An 18,807-nucleotide genomic window follows, 5' to 3' on the forward strand; every position below is an offset into this window, starting at 1 on the left:
TCCGCTTCGCGGTGGGGGGGGGTGGGGGGAGGAGACGCGAGAAAAATGTAAGGAAATTTTTTGGTTTTTGCACACGCGAGTCCGCGAGCGTGTCCGAGGCGCATTCCTTCGCTTCACCACGCAATCGGAGCGTACGATTCAATTCAGAGCCACCACGCGCGCGGGGCGTGCGTATCATTGGTCTTTCCGCTCAAAAAAGGTTCGCGCAAAGGCTAGTATCTCACCGTTTTCGCGGAGCTCAAACGGAGGAGGTGGGATTTGAACCCACGAAGAGATTGCTCCCTTACCGCATTTCGAGTGCGGCGCACTAGACCACTATGCGACTCCTCCAAATTTTTTGTAACGATTTAAATGCTTAAAATTATGGGAACCTATGATCTTAAAATACTTCCCAATATCAGCTTGTTTTCGTAAATAAACTGATTTCTGGGAGTCTGTTAAGGTTGGGTGTAAACCAAATCCCCTTAAAATCTCAACAATATCGTTTCTTAATGTACCAGCATAACTTGTAATTGTCCAACCAATATAAGAGTATTTCTTATTTTTTATTTTATGGGAATCAAGATATAAGCACCCATCAGTATCATACAAACCACGAATAAATCCCTTTCTGTAAGTTGGTGATTTTAAAATCCAGCTTGGTGTTTGTAATCCATTTTTCAATTTATTGCCTGCAGGCATTCCCAATTTTTCAAAGTAAGCGACAATATCCCGCGAAGAAATGACGGCATCTAAAGCTTTTTGATTGAGTTTTTTTCTTATGTTTACTTTGACTCTAAAAAGTTTCTCTATAAGTTTTTTTACAAAAAGAATGTGTTCTTTGTCAGTATCCGAATTTGTTGTAATGGAGGCTTGGTAATGAGAGAGATGCCCATCCCCAAAAAGTATTCCCAAAAGTTCCGCTAGGTCTTCAGATTGTTTTGGTTTTTTAAAAATTTGTAGCGTCTTGAAACCGCTTGGTTTTTTTGAATGCTGAGCCGCAGAATGGAGCCCCCCTAAACGCCTTCCTTCTTTTGTCCCTGGATTTCCATACTTTTTCATACGAGAAATTCCCCCGCTACGCGCAATCTTTCTTAAGTGCTCAATATTCATGTATATTCAATTGTCTCATTTCGAGCCGTTATATGTCAACCGCACAGCCAAGTAAGTCTTGTCTAAGTTCTGAAATCATAGTAGGATTTAGTTTGTACGGCCCCATCGTCTAACGGTTAGGACGAGAGCTTTTCAAGCTCTAAATCCGGGTTCGATTCCCGGTGGGGTCATAAATTGCGTAAAGCAGACAAACTGCTTTGTCTGCGGGCAATTTATGAAGCCGCAGTCATGTCGCCTTGCGACAGACGAGGCGGGGTCGCGAACACTTGGCAGAATTGGAGTGAAACGAACAATTATGCTTAGTGATTTGTGACCAGATAAATCTGCGCTCTCAAAACTCGATATTAGGAGAATAATTATGCTTAGTGATTTATGACCACATAGATTGTGTACGCGAAGCGTTCCGTAGGCGAAAATACAACATTAACATCATGGACCAAAAAACCATACAAACATACAACCAATTCGCGAAAGAATACGACGAGGAAACAGTGGATTTCTGGAAAAAATTTCCCAAGACATTTATTGACAAATTCACGAAACTCGCACAAGGAAAAGTCATCAACATTGGTAGTGGTCCAGGAAGAGATGCGCTCATTTTGAAACAAGGTGGACTTGATGTTGTTTGTCTTGACGCTTCGGAAGTAATGGTTAAAATCTCTCAAGAAAAAGGATTAGAATCAATTGTTGGTGATTTTAATAAAATCCCATTTGAAGACGAAACATTCGGTGGAGCATGGGCATACACTTCCCTCCTTCATGTCCCAAAGCAAATAATAGGAATATCACTTCAAGAAATATGGCGAGTGCTTAAGCCTGGCGCTGTCTTGGGACTTGGGATGATTGAAGGCGATACGGAAGGATATAAGAACACACTTAAGGAAATCCGGGAAAATGCGCCTCGGTGGTTCAGCTATTACAAAAAAGAAGAGCTTGAGAAACTCCTCGGTGAGCACGGCTTTGAAATCCTCTACCTCGAAACACTCAGGCCAAGAACAAAAAATTACTTCTTCTTTATCGCAAAGAAAATATGAAAATACTCGCTATAGAAACATCATGTGACGAAACTGCAATCAGTATCGTTGACGGAAGCGGGGGATTGAAACGTCCGACGTTTAAAATCCTTTCAAGCATCACGCTCTCACAAGCAAAGATCCATGCGCATTATGGAGGCGTATTCCCTGCGATCGCAAAACGCGAACATTCAAAAAGCCTTATTCCAATTTTGAAAGAAGCACTCACAAAAGCGCGGATGCTTAAAAAAACTTCATCTCCTCTTTTGCTAAAAACTAAAAACAAAAAACTGCAAACTCTCCTCGCGCGCGAGCCGGAACTCTTGGAACAATTTTTAGCCTTCATTCCCACCATCAAAAAGCCCGATGTTGATGCAATCGCCGTAACCTACGGCCCCGGACTTGAGCCGGCGCTCTGGGTCGGGATTAATTTTGCCAAAGCACTCTCGCTCGTGTGGAATATTCCCATCATCCCGGTCAATCATATGGAGGGACATGCCGTCGCTGCGCTACTAGTTCAAAAGTTGAAAGTAAAAAGTAAAAAGTCAGAAAAAGAAATTAAGCTAACTTATTTAAAAAACTACACATTATCCCCAGTCAAATTCCCTATTCTCGCGCTTCTCATCTCTGGCGGGCACACCGAACTTGTGTTGACGAACAATCTCCTTTCATACAAATTAATTGGCGAAACGCGTGATGATGCTGTGGGTGAAGCATTTGATAAGGTTGCACGGATGCTCGGACTCCCTTATCCCGGCGGACCGGAAATTTCAAAGATTGCAGAGCAAGCGCCCGAAAGAAAAGAATCTCCTTTCCCGCTCCCGCGACCAATGATTCATTCGGGAGATTTCAATTTTTCGTTCTCTGGACTTAAGACCGCCGTGTTGTACACGATCAAAAAAATTCCCAACCTCACCGACAATATCAAGGCGTTAATCGCAAGAGAATTTGAGGAAGCGGTTACCGACGTCCTCACAAAAAAAACACTCCGTGCTGCCGAAAAGTATGGCGCAAAAACAATTATTATTGGAGGAGGAGTCGCGGCAAATAAATACATCCGCGAACAATTTGAAGAAATATTAGAAAAGCACTCTCCAAAAATTCAACTTCTCATGTCAAACAAAGAGCTTTCCACTGACAATGCGCTTATGATTGCAATTGCGGGCTACATTCGCATAGCATCATTACCCAAAGGCAAAAAAATTGGCACCACACCCGGACTCATTAAAGCCCGTGGCAATTTACGATTCTCAAATTTACTTTCACATCTCCCAAAAAACTAATTCTCGTAAAACTTGATTGCGCAATCTAATCTACACGTCTTAAAATTTTCCCCAAAGTTTTTTTCGCACATTGGCGGGGTCTGATTTCCACAATTATTTTCATCGTCATCGTACTGATTATAAGTTGCTGAATCTGTTGGATTAGTCCAACACCCTGGGTCTTGTTCATCGGGTAATCCGTCACCATCATCGTCAAAATCACCATTATTGCATTTGGGCGGCATAGTAATAGTTATTAAAGCGCAATTAGACCACGCTCCTTCATCGTCTTTCACGGTAAGATATGTAGAGTAAGATCCCACAGTAAAATAACTTTTATTGAATGTTGAAGCTGACGAAAGTAGCGTCCCCGTAATGCAGTCCCCTTCCCGCCATTCGTATGCACTAATACTTCCATCCGAATCACAAGAACCACTAGGACAACTTCCCGCATCAAAAACAACTGTATCGCCTGAATTAATTGCGATATCACTTGCGGGATTGGTAATAACCGCTTGAGGGGGTAGATTGGGAGCAAGAGTTACCGTTACAGATGCTGAACCGGTTTTCCCATCAGAATTTCTCGTGCACAGAGCGGTAAATGTGACGGGAGGATTAATTGGTCCTATGTTTAGTTCATATCCGTTTGCGGGAAGACCCATCCCCGACCACACAGAAGGACTGGTTGTAATATCGCAATAATCTGCATACGAACTCGACCAATAAATATCCACGTTGTCGCCATTATCAATCTGAAAAGGGGCTGAAATTATTGAGGAAACTTGCGGATCGGGTAGGGCTGGAAGCTCTCGTTTCTCAATTTGAGAAGAAAGCACCCCTCCTACTTTGTTGCCACCAGCTATATAGAGGTAATCACCGGCTGGACTTAATGCGATTTCTTCGGCGCCAAAATATAACCATGATCCGTTGGTTGTTGGTGCAGGTACAACATCAGAAATCCATGTTGGTAAGGTAGTCACATCAGCACCTATATATAAATTCAATGGATTGGCGCTTCCAAAATTTCCAGGACTGCCCGGAGTATCGGAATGCTCTACATATATATCGAGACTATCACTTCGTCCCACTGTTCGTTTTGCAATGCTTCCATTTGCAACCCCTGTTGTTGTGTGGTCACACGGATTACTGCAGGGAGGTACTATGGTAGAAGTATCTGTGATTTCTGTTGCAATAATAGTAAGTCCATTTTTGTCCCGTATTTCAATCGCACCTTCTCGGTAAGCAAACAGTCGCATTATATTATCAGCAGGATTAATTTTTAGTTCAAGTTTGTAAATTCCCGTGCAAGGAAAAGGTCCTGTCGCCACATTAAGTTCCTTCGTTATAGAATTCCATCGCTGTAAAGAACAGCTAGGGCTATTCCACGAACCATTTTGTCCTCGTGCTGTATAAACATTGCCAGCATCCGCAGTAATTGCAGTAAAAAGATATCCCGGGCTACTACCATCTAATTCCCATGGAACACTCGTAATGGGATCTGCATAAGAACCCCCATCGGGAACGCTGACTTGCCATATTTCCGCAGGCGGAGGATTTGCTCCCACAGGCGTGTTCATATCCGCTTGAATTTCTGCTTGGGAAAGCGCAAGGGTGTAAATGCGAACATCGTCAATAAGACCGGAAAAGTAATCCTGGTCATCTCCTGTGCCGCCGATATTGACAAGAGATGAGCTATTAGTCCCAAGGGTAGTGGGACCAATCGTTTCCTGAAACATGCCGTTTGTATAGAGCGAGACGCCGGTTACGTCTGCAACCACAGCAATGTGTGTCCACATATTGAGTGGAGGAGAATATGAAAAGGCGCGAAAGTCAGGTTGTGATGCTACATAGATCCGTCCATCACCACTATCCATACCAACATCCACACGCATATCTCCACTATTCCACGAAGAACGTTTTGAGAAAATAACATGATAATTGCTATAGTCTGAAGGGTTAATCCACGCTTCAATGGTAAAAGGAAGTGAGGATATATCAAGCGTTGAAGGAAGCGCTACTTTGTCGTCAATGCCGTCAAAAAATACTGCGGTGCCATTTTTGCCGGCAGACCATAGAGCGCCATTGGTAAGCGTACCCGTTTCGCTTCCTGATAAATCTGCTGTGATTCCCCCCGATCCTTCATCAAATGAATATGAGTGATCGGGCACTTGCGCATAAATAAGGTGAAGCGGTGTAATGGCGGAGACGACAAATACTACTGCGAGTACGCTCCAGAACAAAAATTTATTTGTAAGAGATGTGGCTGATCTTTTATTAATAATATGAGTATGCCCGTTCATCGATCTGAGAGAAATTATTTTTAAATAATACATAATGTCGTGTGAAAATACTGAAAAATTAAGACTTATTTTTCCTTGATTATTTTAGTGGCAATAAAGGAATCTTTCTTAAATAATTCTCCTTCTCCCCAAGCACTGACTTGATCACCCGCCTTAAGTGTTGCAAATGACACCCCTGGAAATTTGGTATTTGCATTAATAATGATTACATATTCTTTTTCAACATACGGAACCACGAACGATCCTGAAACATCAAGTGTGCTTAATTTTGCGCTATCGGGAACTCTCGTTGAAAGCACAATGGTGGTAGATCCTTTTTTCCTTATTTTTCCGTGAATAAGATTCGCATTAGTAACCTGTTTCATGATTTCTTTTACTCGGTCACGAATCGATATTTTAAGAGCGTTGAACTCACTGCCGGAATACGCACTTTTATTGAGTAGGATGTGGACCGTATCGCCAGTGTTGAAATCGGAGGAACCTTCAATCTGTGTTTCACCATCTATCAAAACTGTTATATTTTTTTGTACAAGTTTTGGGGTCGAAGAGGTAAAAACTTTCGGAGGAGAAACATCAGGAAGCTCAATCTGCACCGCAAGCGATCGCAAACCTTCGCCATGAGAAGATATATTTTGCACGATACCAACCACCTCTCTCATGGTATTCATGAATTGGTTACGCAACTTAGTGTTGATTGCTTCCCGTGCGGCAGAATCCATAGAATGCCTTGTTGACGATACTTTTTTTGCTATAACAACACCGAGAACAAAAATAGCGATAACGAGAGCAATAATGCTGTATAACTTTTTTCGGTTAGTAATCACTTCTATACTATAGCTTTTTTCGGTGAAAAAGCACGGATATTATCCACAAATATCAGCGCATCAATGCATTACGTACTATTGACCCCCCCAACACACAATCTTATCCCTAAAACTCCACAACAGAGACATCTGTCAACGTGCGAATATGTATGCATATTCTTATTGTTCGTACTCTCGAATATTTGACTCCTTTATTTTTTGTGTTTTTTTCTCATCAATTCGAGACTCACCCTTATTCCCAAATAGGTAAATACCTACAAATGCGAGTACGAAAAGTATCAATACCAAGAATTGATTCTTTGAGAAAAATTCTCGAATTCCCCCCGCAGACGCGGTAAGATTTTCCTCATCCTTATTTAACATACTATCGCTTTCTATTTCAGCAATAATTCCCGTTCCCGTAGCATTTGTTACACTGTTTTCCGTTGCAAGTAACCCATTGTCGGTAATAGTCGTCCCCTTACCAATTTCCATCGTAGAATCAATCTTTTTGTCAATATGCGGAGTATTGATAATTAATTGTTCTTCTTGAGTCAAGGCAATCTTGGTACTGCAAAAAATCTCATTGATCTTTCTTTTGGTTGTAATATATACGTATCCCGTCGGCTCACCCACTCCCCATGCTGAGAGAATGTCATCTTTGTATTTTAATTGAAATTTCTTTACTCCTTCATAGGTAGCATCGTCAAAAACGCCATTTACTGAAACAGTGGCATCCTTCTCGACACCACGAAGAAACGCCTGAAGGTTTTTTACTTCCCCGGGATTGTTTTCTCCTCCTCTTTTTAGATATGATGTGACATATGCACAACTTCCGCTTAACACAGCGGGGTTAATGCTTACCTCCCTTCCTATTGCCGTTGTAGTGCCAACGCTTGAAACAGGTCTGAAATAGGTCATCCCGCCCATAATTGGACCGGCGACAACCATGTGTTCCGTCGCTATTGATGATATTTCCGCCGTTGTCGAGGAATATCCATACTGTGGATGTAGTTGAGCACCTTCTGCAATCGCCTGCGCTACTGGTCCATATACGACACGAGCATTAGCGGGAACATTAGTAGTCCATGTGACCGAAACTGTTTGAGGTCCAATAATAGAAACTTTTTCATTCGATATTATTACAGATGTGTCTTCTGCCTGAACGATAACAACGGGCGTGAGGAAGAGCATGCTCGCCCCCACGAGTAAAAATTTTTTAAACATATTTTTTCAATGAGACTAATCTATTAAAAATTCCAGAAAACGAGTTACTCTACTACTGTTAAGATTAGAAGTATCCGAGGTACATGTCAAATTTTTTTATCCCAAAATTCTCGATTGTTTTTACTCATTAAGGACATAAATATTCAAAATCTTGAAATGTCTTTAACGGCATTCTCGGATTTTTAATTCTTCCATAAAACACTCACTTTTCCTTTGTGAGGTTTATTAAGGACATTACATATTATTGGCTTATTTTTTTCTCCATACGTCCCCTTAAGATAAGAACGATGAGGAAAAAAATGAAAAGGGCGATAGGAATTGCAACCTTGCTTGTAAGAAGATTTTTAATCTGCTCAACAAGTGCAGTGAGTGGTCCTGTTTTAAGGCTAAAAATATCGCCCATTGCACCCGCAAAACTTCGAGGAGTTGTTGTGCTTTCGCCCACTAAAGGAAGTTCGATTGTTGTAGTTCCTTCATCTTCATTTTCTTGCTGATCACTTCCCGTTGATTCAAATGAGTTACTATTGCCGTTTTGTATACTCTCAAGTAATGCCTTGAAAGCAGCGATTTCTGCGTTTTGACTATCGGTTAATGGAAATATTGTGTTGCAGTAAATCTCATTTATTTTCTTTTTGGTCGTAATATAGACGTACCCGGTGCCCTTTTTGTGCCCCCATGGATTCAAGACATCGATGCGGTATTTTTCCTGAAATGCAACTACGGCATCAAATGTTGTCTGGTCAAATATTCCCGTTATTGCTAGGTCGGGAAACCCTTCCAAATTTTTAAGGAATAATTGAAGTTTCTTTACCTCAATTGGATTATTTGAAAAGTCGATTCTCATGTAATCATTGAGTAAATTACAACTCCCCACGATTGTATTAACAACCGCGCTAACAACAAGTTCTTGCCCTATGGCTGTTTCAGTATTTTTTGATGAAATTGGTCTAAAGTAATACGGAGGTCCATTGTGAAGATTAGTAATGAGGAGTGTATGGCTGGTTGTTTCGTTGGTAACTTTAACGGTTGATGATGCGTATCCATACATTGGCTCCGTTCCTGTTGCATGAGAAATTAGGTCAAAGAAAACTTGACTCGTCCCAGGGATGTTGGTATCCCATGATACCAAGGCAGAATTTTCTGTTACCAGTACAACTTTTTCATTAAAAATACTTAGCGCATTTGGAATAATCGGACCATTACCACCGCCTCCACCCCCTCCACCGCCACTGTTGCCCCCTCCGCCACCACCACCCCCTCCGCCGCCACCGCCACTTCCGCCGTCACCGTCACCGCCACTTCCGCCACCACCCGATACCACAATAGTGCGTATTACCTGATCCGCAGAAGTTCCCCGTGAATCAATAACATCGCCATAGGTGACAGTATAGGTACCAGGAACACTCATGTTGACCGTGCTTGTGGCGTGAATCATGCTGGAGAGGTCGCCATCTTCTTCGTCAGACGCAGTTGCGCCAGGGTCAGTGAATGTGCCCCCGACCGTGAGATTGATTGTTGCATCGCCTACAAGGGTAATAATTGGCTTTGAATTTTCATTATTACCATTGGGATTGTATGATTCGGGATTTTCTGAGTCACCGTCAGTGTGACAGGTAGGATCTTCCGTATCAATCTTGCCATCGAGATCGTTATCCACGGTGTCGCTACATTGAAGTGCAGAAGAGGGAGTACTTGGTACATTCCATGCTACACATGAATAGGACTTCCCCGCTTGAGGATTTACGACATAATCATAATTATCATAATTGTAAACATCTTCCGTACAATAGAATTCAGCTGATACTGTTGAAGTTGCGTAAAGACCTGAAAACGGCATGTACCCTTCTTTCATTACCTCGCGCACCCAAATATGGCTTCCATTGAGCAGAGATTGATTTGTCACGCTCGTTGTTGCAACTCCAAGTTCATTCGTAGGACCAAACGAAGTCCAATCAGAAACTTCTCCCGCTTGGTCTCCCGGATTTAGCGCCGTTGAGCTTGCATATTGAAAGTTCCAACCTTTTTCAAGATGGCACCCCGAGTGAGTCTCCACCCATTCTGTCGCAGTAGTAACAGTGATATTTTGCTCCCCATATCCCCAATTAGGGAGGTCAGATTCATTATTACAAACAATCTTTGTTGCGGAAATTAATAATGAGGGTAACGGGGATGTCGTAGTTGCCGGTTTTTCGTAGTGATTGTAAAAATCCACACGCGTCGTTACTTCATTAAAAATACTTGCCAGAATATCCGTCGTTGTGCCAACGGGAACATTGTTTACCTTGTCCCCATTCACATATACACCACGTAGAGTCCAATCCTGTAGTACCTCTTCTTTGATTGAGTAGCTTCCTACGTCAATCAGGTCGCTCACAGTGCATCCATCCGATTCCTCGGTGAGAAGATGCCAAATTTCCTCTGAAGAACTAGCATTTTTTATATTGAAATTCCATTTTGGAAAAGGGGTATCATCGGTACTTGTAGCACTTTTCCCATCTCCTGTCATGTCATTCCATTTACATATCTTAAGTTTCCCCTGCTCTGGCTTGGGGGTTGTTTTCTTGTATGTATTGAGGATAACAAGCGTTCGCTCTGGTCTATCTTTGTTTAATATGATATTTCCATCCACATTTTTGTTCCTCAAAGAATCGTCACTCGTATCTTCCGTAAAAAGCTCATTACTATATGGAAAAAAATCGCTGGTGGAATGAACTGCTACGGTAAACTGGTCATTATAGAGCGGTGTAAGCCATTCGTTACTAGGGAGATCTTCTTCCCCATAATAGTACGCACCGAGCTTTAGATTGCCATACGTAAGGCACTGGGCATCGTTTTGCGTGCTTGCATCAATAATTTTATTATTAAGACCAAGGGGGACAGTAAATGTCGATGTTGGGATGACACCGACCGGCACCCCCCCCTCGCCTATTGTCGATGGCATTAACCCAAAAATCTGAAATGAAGCTCCAGGGGGTGCCTCCTCATATAGTATGTTTTTTTTATCGTCTACAATAATCTTGCAAACGGTGATGGACCCCACTGGCTCACTTTGATTGCATTCCCCCTTGTAGTCACCATGCTCTTGATGTGGGGTAAACGCGCTTTTGTCTATTTCAATTGTTTGTGGGTTGTGTTCATTACCAGGTGGGATATGGCAGATTTTAATCTTGTGGTTTTCATCCTGGTCATCGTCGTCACCATCTTCGTGTGTATATGAATTCGCAAATGCCGAGGCACTCGCAGAAGCAGAAGTTGATGACGATGAACTTTCGTGAGATTCTTGTGTTTCGTCCGCACGCGCATTTCCAGCAACAAATAAACCAGCAACGGTGAGTATCAATGTTGCGAAAAAGAATAGGTAATAGTTTCTATAGAATCTTGAGTGTGCCATAGGTGTATTTAAATAAAGAATAAGGAGTATTTTGTATATTGCTTATGTATCAGCAATCCTATATATATTTATATGCAAGTCAAGCTTTTAAGCAATAACTTAAAGGACATTTAATGGTCTCTCGATTCGTGTATTTTATTTTAAAATAATTGTGTCCTTTATGGACTTAAAATTTCCTATTCTATATGGATTCCATAAAGGACATTTTTTATTACTCAATAATTTCTGGTGGGTGTGCAATCAATCAGAGAAATAATTTATCATTTGCAATATTTTTACAAAGTATTAGCTAACTTAAATAAATCACCTATCTGTTGAAAACCTGTGTATTGCTTGTGGATAAGAATCTGCTCAATATCTAACCGCAAAATATAAAAAAACAGTATAAATCTAGAAAACAATGCCCTTTGTGATATCATAGAGATGATTTTATGATTAATGAACGTCTCTTAAAACCATATAACTCAGAAGAAACTGAAGACCGCATTTACCATATCTGGGAAGAAAGCGGGTTTTTTGATCCTGATATATGTATAAAAAAAGAAGTGTGCAAAAAGGATGCCCAAGTATTCTCTATGGTTCTCCCGCCACCTAATGTAACCGGCATTCTCCACATGGGGCATTCTGTAATAATTGCTATTGAAGATATTCTTACTCGCTATCATAGAATGAAGGGCTTCCGAACGCTTTGGCTTCCGGGAACAGACCACGCAGCAATCGCAACCCAATCAAAGGTTGAGGGCATTATCTACAAGGAAGAAAAGAAAAACCGACACGATTTGGGACGAGAAGTTTTTTTACAGCGGGTTACACAATACGCGCAAGAAAGCCATGACACCATTGTCCACCAAGTCAAAAAACTCGGCGCTTCCATCGACTGGAGCCGTGAAGCCTATACGCTCGACGAAAAACGAAATTTTGCCGTCCGAACGGCTTTTAAACAAATGTATGATGATGGACTTATCTATCGCAAGCATAAGGTGGTCAACTGGGATCCCAAGGGACAAACAACAGTCTCCGATGAAGAGATTGAGTATAGGGAGGTTGTGGGGAAATTGTATACTTTTAAATACTCACGCGACTTCCCTATTTCCATATCAACTACCAGGCCTGAAACTAAATTGGGTGATACGGCAGTTGCGGTACATCCCGATGATAAACGATACAGCAAGTACATCGGAAAAGAATTTGATCTCCTGTTTGCTGGAACAAAACTACACATAAAAATCGTGGGTGATGATGCCGTTGATCCCACATATGGAACGGGTGCCCTCGGCGTAACTCCCGCACACAGCCAAACAGACTCGGAAATAGCCGCGCGCCATGATCTTCCTTTTGTTCAAGTGATTGATGAGTATACACGTATTACAGTAGATCCCTATAAAGGAAAAAAGGTGAAAGAAGCGAGAGAAATGATTGTACAGTGGCTTACCGCAGAAAAACTGCTCGAAAAAGAGGAAGATGTGAAGCAAAACGTCACCGTAGCTGATCGAAGTGGTGGTATTATCGAACCGCTCCCAAAGTTGCAGTGGTTTGTGAACGTAGATAAGAAATTCAAAATGAAAAAGTCTCATATCGAGGGTATTGAGACTGGTAAAGAGATTACCTTGAAAGAACTGATGCGTAAGGTGGTAGAAAATAATCAAATTACAATCATCCCGGATTATTTTGAAAAAACATACTTTCATTGGATCGACAATCTGCATGATTGGTGCATCAGCCGACAGATATGGTACGGACATAGAATTCCCGTGTGGTACTGTACATTTTCAAAAGACGAGCGCAGTACGCCTTTATGCGCCAACCCAATTGTAAGTATTGAGCTACCGGGATCATGTCCGTATTGTGGCGGTACTATTGAGCAAGACCCCGATACCCTTGATACATGGTTTTCTTCCGGATTATGGACATTTTCAACACTTGGATGGCCACTCGACGATGCTCGGGGCAAACCCGTCTTCACTTCAGACGGTGGTATTAATTCGGAAAGCGACATGGGGACATATCACCCGACAACAATCCTTGAAACAGGCTACGATATCCTTTTTTTCTGGGTTGCACGCATGGTTCTTATGTCGGGTTATTTTTTGGGGGAGATCCCCTTCAAAACAGTCTACCTTCATGGACTTGTGCGTGATAAAAATGGCAAGAAGATGAGTAAGTCGCTCGGCAACATCATCGACCCGCTTGATATGATAAAAAAATACGGAGCAGACGCGGCACGAATGTCTCTCATTGTCGGCAATACACCAGGAACTGACTTGAATCTCTCTGAAGATAAGATCAGAGGATACAAGCACTTTGCAAACAAAATATGGAATGCGACGCGGTTTGTGCTTTCAAATATAGAAGGCATTGATACTGAAAAAAAACCTCCCCTCTCAACTCAAGACGAAGAAATCTTGAAAGAACTTGATGCTATGGCGCGCGATGTGACGATAGATATCGAAAACTATCGTTTTTATCTTGCGGGAGAAAAACTGTACCACTATTTCTGGAATACGTTTGCCGGTATTATTATTGAAAAAAGTAAGGAGCGATTACTGTCGGGTGATACGGCAGATACGCTATCGTGCAAATGGACATTACTTACGATTCTCTCCACGACGATTACCCTGCTCCATCCATTCATGCCGTTTGTAACTGAAGAAATTTGGGGGATGCTTCCTCATAAAAAAAATCAACTGCTCATGGTTGAGTCTTGGCCAATACTATGACAGAACTCACGACGCTTATATTTGCAGTATTTGGGGGAATTTTGCCCGCTCTGTTCTGGCTTTGGTTTTGGCTCAAAGAAGACAGTGTCCACCCTGAACCGCGAGAAAAAATTGCCGCCTCGTTTCTCGTTGGTATGGGAGCGGTGTTTTTGGCACTGCCATTGGAACATTTTGCCTGCTCATTTATTGTAAATGGTTCATGCGGTTCGCTTGGGGGAAATAATACTCTCGCTACATCACTTGCACTAATCGAGGAACTTGTGAAATTCCTTGCTGTATATATCATTGCATTCCACAGTAAATATTTTGATGAGCCCGTAGATGCGCTCATTTATCTCATCACTGTGGCACTTGGTTTTTCTGCGATGGAAAATACACTCTATCTCCTCAATATCACCTCCAGTCAGGGTATTGCCATGGGGCTCATCAACGGAAACCTCCGTTTTATCGGAGCAACCGTTCTCCATGTCGCTTCGTCCGCGGTCTTAGGTATCATGATCGCATTCACGTTTTATCGCCATCGTTTGGAGCGTATATTGTGGGCTCTGGTAGGAGTTATTATTGCTGCACTCTTGCACACTCTGTTTAATTTATCTATAATTAAAGTTGATAACATCGGGCAATCATTAAGAGTGTTCTCATACTATTGGGGAGTCATCGTTATAATTATTTTACTCTTTGAGCGTATCAAACACATGAGACCCGTTGTAGTGATTTCCCCGAAAAAATCTTAATAACATAACTACTTAAGTTGAAAGTTCGTAACGTGAAGACGCAATCCTTTTCTTTATAAACCTTACACGCTTTTTACTTTATAAACTAACTCCATGTCAAAAGAAAAACGATCATTTTTTGAGCGATTAACGGGAACCGTGTCAGTAGAGGGCGACGAAGAAGTTATTAAAACAACGCCTGGTCCTAATAATCGCATACATGAGTGGTTGCCAGAAGAGTCCGACGAGGGACAACTTACTGTGGACGTGTACCAAAGCGGAAATGAAATCGTGCTTCAGACTGTCGTTGCCGGAGTATCTCCAGAGAACCTCAATATTTCAATCACTCGCGACATGGTGACCATTAAAGGCAGACGAGATGCGCCATCGAACATACCAAACGAAAATTATTTTAATAAAGAACTCTATTGGGGAGCATTCTCACGCACAGTACTTCTCCCTCAAGAAATAGAGCCCGAGGAAGCGGAAGCGACCCAACGACACGGACTCCTAACCCTGCGACTTCCAAAGGTAGACAAAGAGAAAGTTCGAGAAATTAAGGTTAAGGTAGTTTAGAAAAAATCCCCGCCAATTGGCGGGGATTTTTTCAATGGTGCTTGGACCCAGATTCGAACTGGGGACCCTTCCCTCTTCAGGGGAATGCTCTACCAACTGAGCTATCCAAGCATTGTATGTTTATTTTTTTGAAGTAGTGCCCGGGGAATTGAAATACTGATTGATTGATGTCCCTTCTTTTTGTAATTGAGAAAAAAATGAAGCACCCATCTGATATTGTTTTTCAAGCACTTGAATAAAAGGCTGGAAATAGTAGTAAGCGCCCAACATGGAACCGACTATAATTACCCAGTAGAAAATACGAAATACACTTCCCCAGCGTGATGCACTCCGCATTGAACGGAGAATCTTATTGTTCTCCCTAGAAATCTCTAGGTTTTCTTCAGCCAGTTTTTTTAAATCAGAATCCATCCTGTTAGTAAATTATTCCTTACTATTTCTCTCAACGAGCTACATTACATGACCCAATCCATCCTTATATACCAGATTCTTCTAGAAAATTCCTAATGGGACATGTGTACTTGCCAGTATATCAAAACTTCTTAAAAATGAAAGATGTCCTTCCTAATGGAGGGGCATCTTAGTCACGAATCACTAAGTATTTTACTTCACTTCGTTCATAAAATACCAAGTGTTCGCGACCCCACCTCGCATCGCTTCGCGATATGCTCCGGCTCATAAAAACTAAAAATCTCCCGCAGGGGAGATTTTCTTCACGTTTTTATGCCCTCGGCAGGAATGTCCCGCAGTTACTAAGCTCACTCAAAGCAAAGCTTCTCGTTCACTAAGTACTGCTGGACGCGGCTCGCCGTTGCTTCGCAACATGCTCCGCCGTTCGATTCCTGATGCGAGTGAAGCAAGTTCACTCGCTCCTCGGGCACAGACAAAGTAAAAGCCCGCCAAAGCGGGCTCTACTATTGCCTGTGTCCTCGGCAGGAATCGAACCTGCATTTAGGGATTAGGAACCCCTCGTTCTATCCATTGAACTACAAGGACATTTTACCAACAAACTCTATCATACCAGTCGTGAATAAAAAAACCGTCACGAGACGGTTTTTTTACGATATCGATACTTATTTTATAACCCCAAAAGTTCAATCATTTTGGGTTTATTGAATCCAACAATAGCATTATCATCAATAGTGATAACCGGGACGCCCAGTTGTCCCGTCATTTCAACCATCTCGTTCCTTTTTTCGGCATCCGTAGCAACATTGTACTCCTCATACGCAACATTATTCTCTTTAAAGAACTCTTTTGCCATTTTGCAATACCCGCATGTTGGTGTTGTGTAAATTGCTACTTTTTTTCCGCCTTGGATGGGTGTGTTGTTTTCTGCCATATAAACGCTTATCAATAATCTTTTAATATTTAATGTAGTAATTATACCACACCATACAACCTCCACATCTGACCCGATAGGTGTGAAAGCAACCTTTAAAAAAAGTCTTTAAAATGATACGATAATCCTCACTTGGGCATATATCAAAATCCGATATAGACCCGGCGTTCGGAAAAAGAATGTGCGAGCACACTCTTTGGTTCCTCACTTGGGCCTATAGTATAGCGGTAGAACGGTTCCATGGCATGGAACAGGTCCGGGTTCGACTCCCGGTAGGTCCACCAAACGAAACATTGTCGGAAAATAAAGAATTTGAAAAATTATTTTCGGAGGTTCAACTACTAAGAAAAAGGTTTCTCACGACGATTGCCTCACATAAAATTTTTGACCAATTCAATAAGCTCGTTGCAACAAATGTTGTTGGAAAAAGAAAAGCAGAAAAGAATGTAAAAGTCTTCGGTAATTATGTGTACTTTTTCTCAACAACTAAGGAAGCGACGAGATGTTATTTTTTGATTGAGCTTGCAAAATTTTTTGATATTCCTAAACCTCCGGATCAGACCAGAACAGTTTACTGGGTATTAAACTACGCCAAGAAAAATATTCACCGATTAACTCAAAAAGATTTTTTAGCTTACCATGGTGAACGACAAATTATTCCAGAAATTTTTGCAAGCTACAAACAGCTTGAAATTTCTGATTTGAAGAAATTTCAAAAACGACTAACGAGAAACAAAGATGTAATTAAAAGACTAAAAACTTATAGAGATCAGTATTTAGCTCACGACGATATTAAGAAAATCACTGTCAAACTTACGGTGCGAGAAATGGATGTGTTGCTTCGTATTGTGAGAGACGTGATTGAACTTTTTTATCATAAACTTGAGTTTGCGAGTAATTCCTATAAAAACTTTGAGGAAGAACCAGTTAGGGAGATTGAGCGGTTAATAAAAAATCTGGCTGAACAGCTGAACATGAGAAACAAAGACTTGAAGAAATAAGGCAAAAATACGCTGTCAAATAAGGGTAATTTAGGGTTATCAATTGGGCTTGACAGAACTGTGTCCGTATGCTAAGATGGTGGCAGGATTCATTGGGCTATTTTGGCTCAAAAACCGCACATTCACAACCTAAACGAAAAGGAGATACCAATGGGACATCGAACACTGAAGCGTGTGCCTCTGGATTTTCAGGGGCCACTCGACAAGGTTTGGGAAGGGTACATCAATCCCTACCCCGGCCCACTCACTTGCAACCTCTGTGACGGAAGCAGTCAGAACACCGCAACCAAGCAGATCGCCGACGAGTTCTACGATCACGACGGCGACGGAAGCCGACGCTGGTGCAACAGCATCACGCAGGACGAAGTGCAGGCGCTCGTGGACGAAGGCCGCCTCATGGACTTCACCCGTGTTCCTCTAAACGACGAACAGCGGGAAGTCGTGCGGAAGAAGGTGGCAGATGGCGGCAACAGCTGGTTGCCGTATGACAACGGACGCATCCCGACCGCCGACGAAGTGAACAAGTGGAACCAGCGAAGCTTCAGCCACGACGCCATCAACCGCTGGATTCTAGTCGAAGCTCGCGCCAAGCGACTCGGTGTCTTCGGCAAGTGCCCGGTGTGCAACGGCGAGGGAACGCTCCCTCATCCGAACGAAGCGATCCGGAAACTCCACGAGGAGTGGAAGGAGTACGAGCCACCGACTGGCGACGGCTACCAGCTCTGGGAAACCTGTAGCGAAGGAAGCCCTGTCAGTCCGGTGTTTGCCAGTGCCGAGGAGCTCGCCGACTGGTGTGCCGAGAACGCAACTATCTTCGCAAGCGAAAAAACATCACGAGCGAACTGGCTCAAGATGTTCGTCGGCGAGGATGATCTCGATACGGGAAGTCTGCTCGTCATGCAACCCGGATTCATCGGAGCACTGGCGAACGCTCCGAAGTAACACGAAGATCCTCCTTTCGTTCGGGAAGCAACACAGGCGCACGACCTTCGGGTACGTGCGCCTTTTCTTTTACCACGACCAGCGAACGAAGCCACAGGGTTTAGAGTTACCACAAAACGCGGAGATGAAGCGCCTCGTCTCGCCGTGAAGACGGAGAAAAGAGTAAACAAAAATGTTAAAATAAGATTGCTCTTTTCGGAGACTGAAACGGCGAAGCAAAACCAAAAATTTCCTTTCCATTTTTTATCGGCTCCCCCCACACCCCCCGCCGAAGAAAGAGGAAAGGTAAGGAAACATTTTGGTTTTTGCTCCCGCGACCGGAGGGAGGGGGCGAGGCGCGCGATTTGAGCGTACGATTCAGTCCAGAGCCACCACGCGCTCCGCGCGTGCGATTAGTATCTGTCATCCGGATTCTGCTCGAAATAGAT

General features: G+C 42.6%; 16 protein-coding genes and 5 tRNA genes. 10 read left to right on the forward strand and 11 right to left on the reverse strand.

Features of this window, described 5'->3' with window-relative positions; genetic code table 11:
• Positions 1-262, forward strand: a 262-nt coding sequence (locus tag Q7S11_04135) for a hypothetical protein (protein ID MDO8572926.1), incomplete at its 5' end; no start/stop codon positions are given.
• Here Q7S11_04135 and Q7S11_04140 read toward each other — a convergent pair.
• A tRNA-Ser gene (locus Q7S11_04140) sits at positions 244-330 on the reverse strand. The genes Q7S11_04135 and Q7S11_04140 overlap by 19 nt on opposite strands.
• Entirely contained in the window at positions 316-1,041 is a 726-nt protein-coding gene (locus tag Q7S11_04145; GenBank protein ID MDO8572927.1) for an LAGLIDADG family homing endonuclease, read from the reverse strand. Before Q7S11_04145 ends, Q7S11_04140 begins: the two co-directional genes overlap by 15 nt.
• A 149-nt stretch (positions 1,042-1,190) precedes the next feature.
• Here Q7S11_04145 and Q7S11_04150 point away from each other — a divergent pair.
• From Q7S11_04150 to tsaD, 3 genes are all read left to right on the forward strand, one after another.
• A tRNA-Glu gene (locus Q7S11_04150) sits at positions 1,191-1,262 on the forward strand.
• Positions 1,263-1,523: 261 nt separating this feature from the next.
• Entirely contained in the window at positions 1,524-2,126 is a 603-nt protein-coding gene (locus Q7S11_04155) for a class I SAM-dependent methyltransferase (GenBank protein ID MDO8572928.1), read from the forward strand.
• Positions 2,123-3,388, forward strand: a complete 1,266-nt coding sequence (gene tsaD, locus Q7S11_04160; GenBank protein ID MDO8572929.1) for a tRNA (adenosine(37)-N6)-threonylcarbamoyltransferase complex transferase subunit TsaD — start codon at positions 2,123-2,125, stop codon at positions 3,386-3,388. The genes Q7S11_04155 and tsaD overlap by 4 nt, the downstream gene beginning before the upstream one ends.
• Here the strand turns inward: tsaD and Q7S11_04165 are convergent.
• From Q7S11_04165 to Q7S11_04180, 4 genes are all read right to left on the reverse strand, one after another.
• Positions 3,385-5,667 carry a LamG-like jellyroll fold domain-containing protein gene (locus Q7S11_04165; GenBank protein ID MDO8572930.1) on the reverse strand — a complete coding sequence of 761 codons (2,283 nt, stop codon included), beginning with the start codon at positions 5,665-5,667 and terminating at the stop codon, positions 3,385-3,387. The two genes, tsaD and Q7S11_04165, sit on opposite strands and share 4 nt — an antisense overlap.
• Before the next feature lie 65 nt (positions 5,668-5,732).
• The gene (locus tag Q7S11_04170; GenBank protein ID MDO8572931.1) at positions 5,733-6,491 is read right to left on the reverse strand and encodes a DUF5666 domain-containing protein; all 759 of its coding nucleotides are present in this window, start codon (positions 6,489-6,491) and stop codon (positions 5,733-5,735) included.
• 159 nt (positions 6,492-6,650) lie between these two features.
• Positions 6,651-7,697, reverse strand: coding sequence for a hypothetical protein (locus Q7S11_04175; protein MDO8572932.1), 1,047 nt, complete (start codon positions 7,695-7,697; stop codon positions 6,651-6,653).
• A gap of 241 nt (positions 7,698-7,938) precedes the next feature.
• Positions 7,939-11,088, reverse strand: a complete 3,150-nt coding sequence (locus Q7S11_04180; GenBank protein MDO8572933.1) for a DUF5011 domain-containing protein — start codon at positions 11,086-11,088, stop codon at positions 7,939-7,941.
• Positions 11,089-11,519: 431 nt separating this feature from the next.
• Between Q7S11_04180 and Q7S11_04185 the strand changes: the two genes are divergently transcribed.
• From Q7S11_04185 to Q7S11_04195, 3 genes are all read left to right on the forward strand, one after another.
• On the forward strand, positions 11,520-13,805 hold the full coding sequence (locus tag Q7S11_04185) for a valine--tRNA ligase (protein ID MDO8572934.1): 2,286 nt from the start codon (positions 11,520-11,522) through the stop codon (positions 13,803-13,805).
• Complete coding sequence (locus Q7S11_04190; protein ID MDO8572935.1) at positions 13,802-14,539, forward strand: PrsW family intramembrane metalloprotease; 738 nt, start codon at positions 13,802-13,804, stop codon at positions 14,537-14,539. Before Q7S11_04185 ends, Q7S11_04190 begins: the two co-directional genes overlap by 4 nt.
• Before the next feature lie 93 nt (positions 14,540-14,632).
• On the forward strand, positions 14,633-15,094 hold the full coding sequence (locus Q7S11_04195) for an Hsp20/alpha crystallin family protein (protein ID MDO8572936.1): 462 nt from the start codon (positions 14,633-14,635) through the stop codon (positions 15,092-15,094).
• Between the two features lie 35 nt (positions 15,095-15,129).
• Here Q7S11_04195 and Q7S11_04200 read toward each other — a convergent pair.
• The 4 genes from Q7S11_04200 to Q7S11_04215 form a co-directional block, all read right to left on the reverse strand.
• Positions 15,130-15,205: transfer RNA gene (locus tag Q7S11_04200), tRNA-Phe, on the reverse strand.
• A gap of 9 nt (positions 15,206-15,214) precedes the next feature.
• Complete coding sequence (locus Q7S11_04205) at positions 15,215-15,505, reverse strand: hypothetical protein (GenBank protein ID MDO8572937.1); 291 nt, start codon at positions 15,503-15,505, stop codon at positions 15,215-15,217.
• A gap of 513 nt (positions 15,506-16,018) precedes the next feature.
• Positions 16,019-16,090: transfer RNA gene (locus tag Q7S11_04210), tRNA-Arg, on the reverse strand.
• Between the two features lie 82 nt (positions 16,091-16,172).
• Entirely contained in the window at positions 16,173-16,436 is a 264-nt protein-coding gene (locus tag Q7S11_04215; protein MDO8572938.1) for a glutaredoxin family protein, read from the reverse strand.
• Between the two features lie 210 nt (positions 16,437-16,646).
• Between Q7S11_04215 and Q7S11_04220 the strand changes: the two genes are divergently transcribed.
• The 3 genes from Q7S11_04220 (at position 16,647) to Q7S11_04230 (ending at position 18,379) form a co-directional block, all read left to right on the forward strand.
• Positions 16,647-16,720, forward strand: a tRNA-Ala gene (locus Q7S11_04220).
• A gap of 9 nt (positions 16,721-16,729) precedes the next feature.
• Entirely contained in the window at positions 16,730-17,437 is a 708-nt protein-coding gene (locus tag Q7S11_04225) for a hypothetical protein (protein MDO8572939.1), read from the forward strand.
• Between the two features lie 174 nt (positions 17,438-17,611).
• The gene (locus Q7S11_04230; GenBank protein ID MDO8572940.1) at positions 17,612-18,379 is read left to right on the forward strand and encodes a hypothetical protein; all 768 of its coding nucleotides are present in this window, start codon (positions 17,612-17,614) and stop codon (positions 18,377-18,379) included.
• Between the two features lie 175 nt (positions 18,380-18,554).
• Here the strand turns inward: Q7S11_04230 and Q7S11_04235 are convergent.
• Positions 18,555-18,807: hypothetical protein (locus tag Q7S11_04235; protein MDO8572941.1), on the reverse strand; the 253-nt coding region annotated here is incomplete at its 5' end.

The sequence above is a fragment of the bacterium genome (assembly GCA_030648955.1).
GTDB lineage: Bacteria > Patescibacteriota > Minisyncoccia > Phycocordibacterales > JAUSHB01 > JAUSHB01.

Bases quoted from the DNA above. Each gene is read 5' to 3' on its own strand.
- tsaD (MDO8572929.1), top strand. From the start codon at position 2,123: ATGAAAATACTCGCTATAGAAACATCATGTGACGAAACTGCAATCAGT.
- Q7S11_04215 (MDO8572938.1), bottom strand. From the start codon at position 16,436: ATGGCAGAAAACAACACACCCATCCAAGGCGGAAAAAAAGTAGCAATT.
- Q7S11_04165 (MDO8572930.1), bottom strand. From the start codon at position 5,667: ATGAACGGGCATACTCATATTATTAATAAAAGATCAGCCACATCTCTT.
- Q7S11_04175 (MDO8572932.1), bottom strand. From the start codon at position 7,697: ATGTTTAAAAAATTTTTACTCGTGGGGGCGAGCATGCTCTTCCTCACG.
- Q7S11_04185 (MDO8572934.1), top strand. From the start codon at position 11,520: ATGATTAATGAACGTCTCTTAAAACCATATAACTCAGAAGAAACTGAA.
- Q7S11_04190 (MDO8572935.1), top strand. From the start codon at position 13,802: ATGACAGAACTCACGACGCTTATATTTGCAGTATTTGGGGGAATTTTG.
- Q7S11_04145 (MDO8572927.1), bottom strand. From the start codon at position 1,041: ATGAAAAAGTATGGAAATCCAGGGACAAAAGAAGGAAGGCGTTTAGGG.
- Q7S11_04205 (MDO8572937.1), bottom strand. From the start codon at position 15,505: ATGGATTCTGATTTAAAAAAACTGGCTGAAGAAAACCTAGAGATTTCT.
- Q7S11_04195 (MDO8572936.1), top strand. From the start codon at position 14,633: ATGTCAAAAGAAAAACGATCATTTTTTGAGCGATTAACGGGAACCGTG.
- Q7S11_04155 (MDO8572928.1), top strand. From the start codon at position 1,524: ATGGACCAAAAAACCATACAAACATACAACCAATTCGCGAAAGAATAC.
- Q7S11_04180 (MDO8572933.1), bottom strand. From the start codon at position 11,088: ATGGCACACTCAAGATTCTATAGAAACTATTACCTATTCTTTTTCGCA.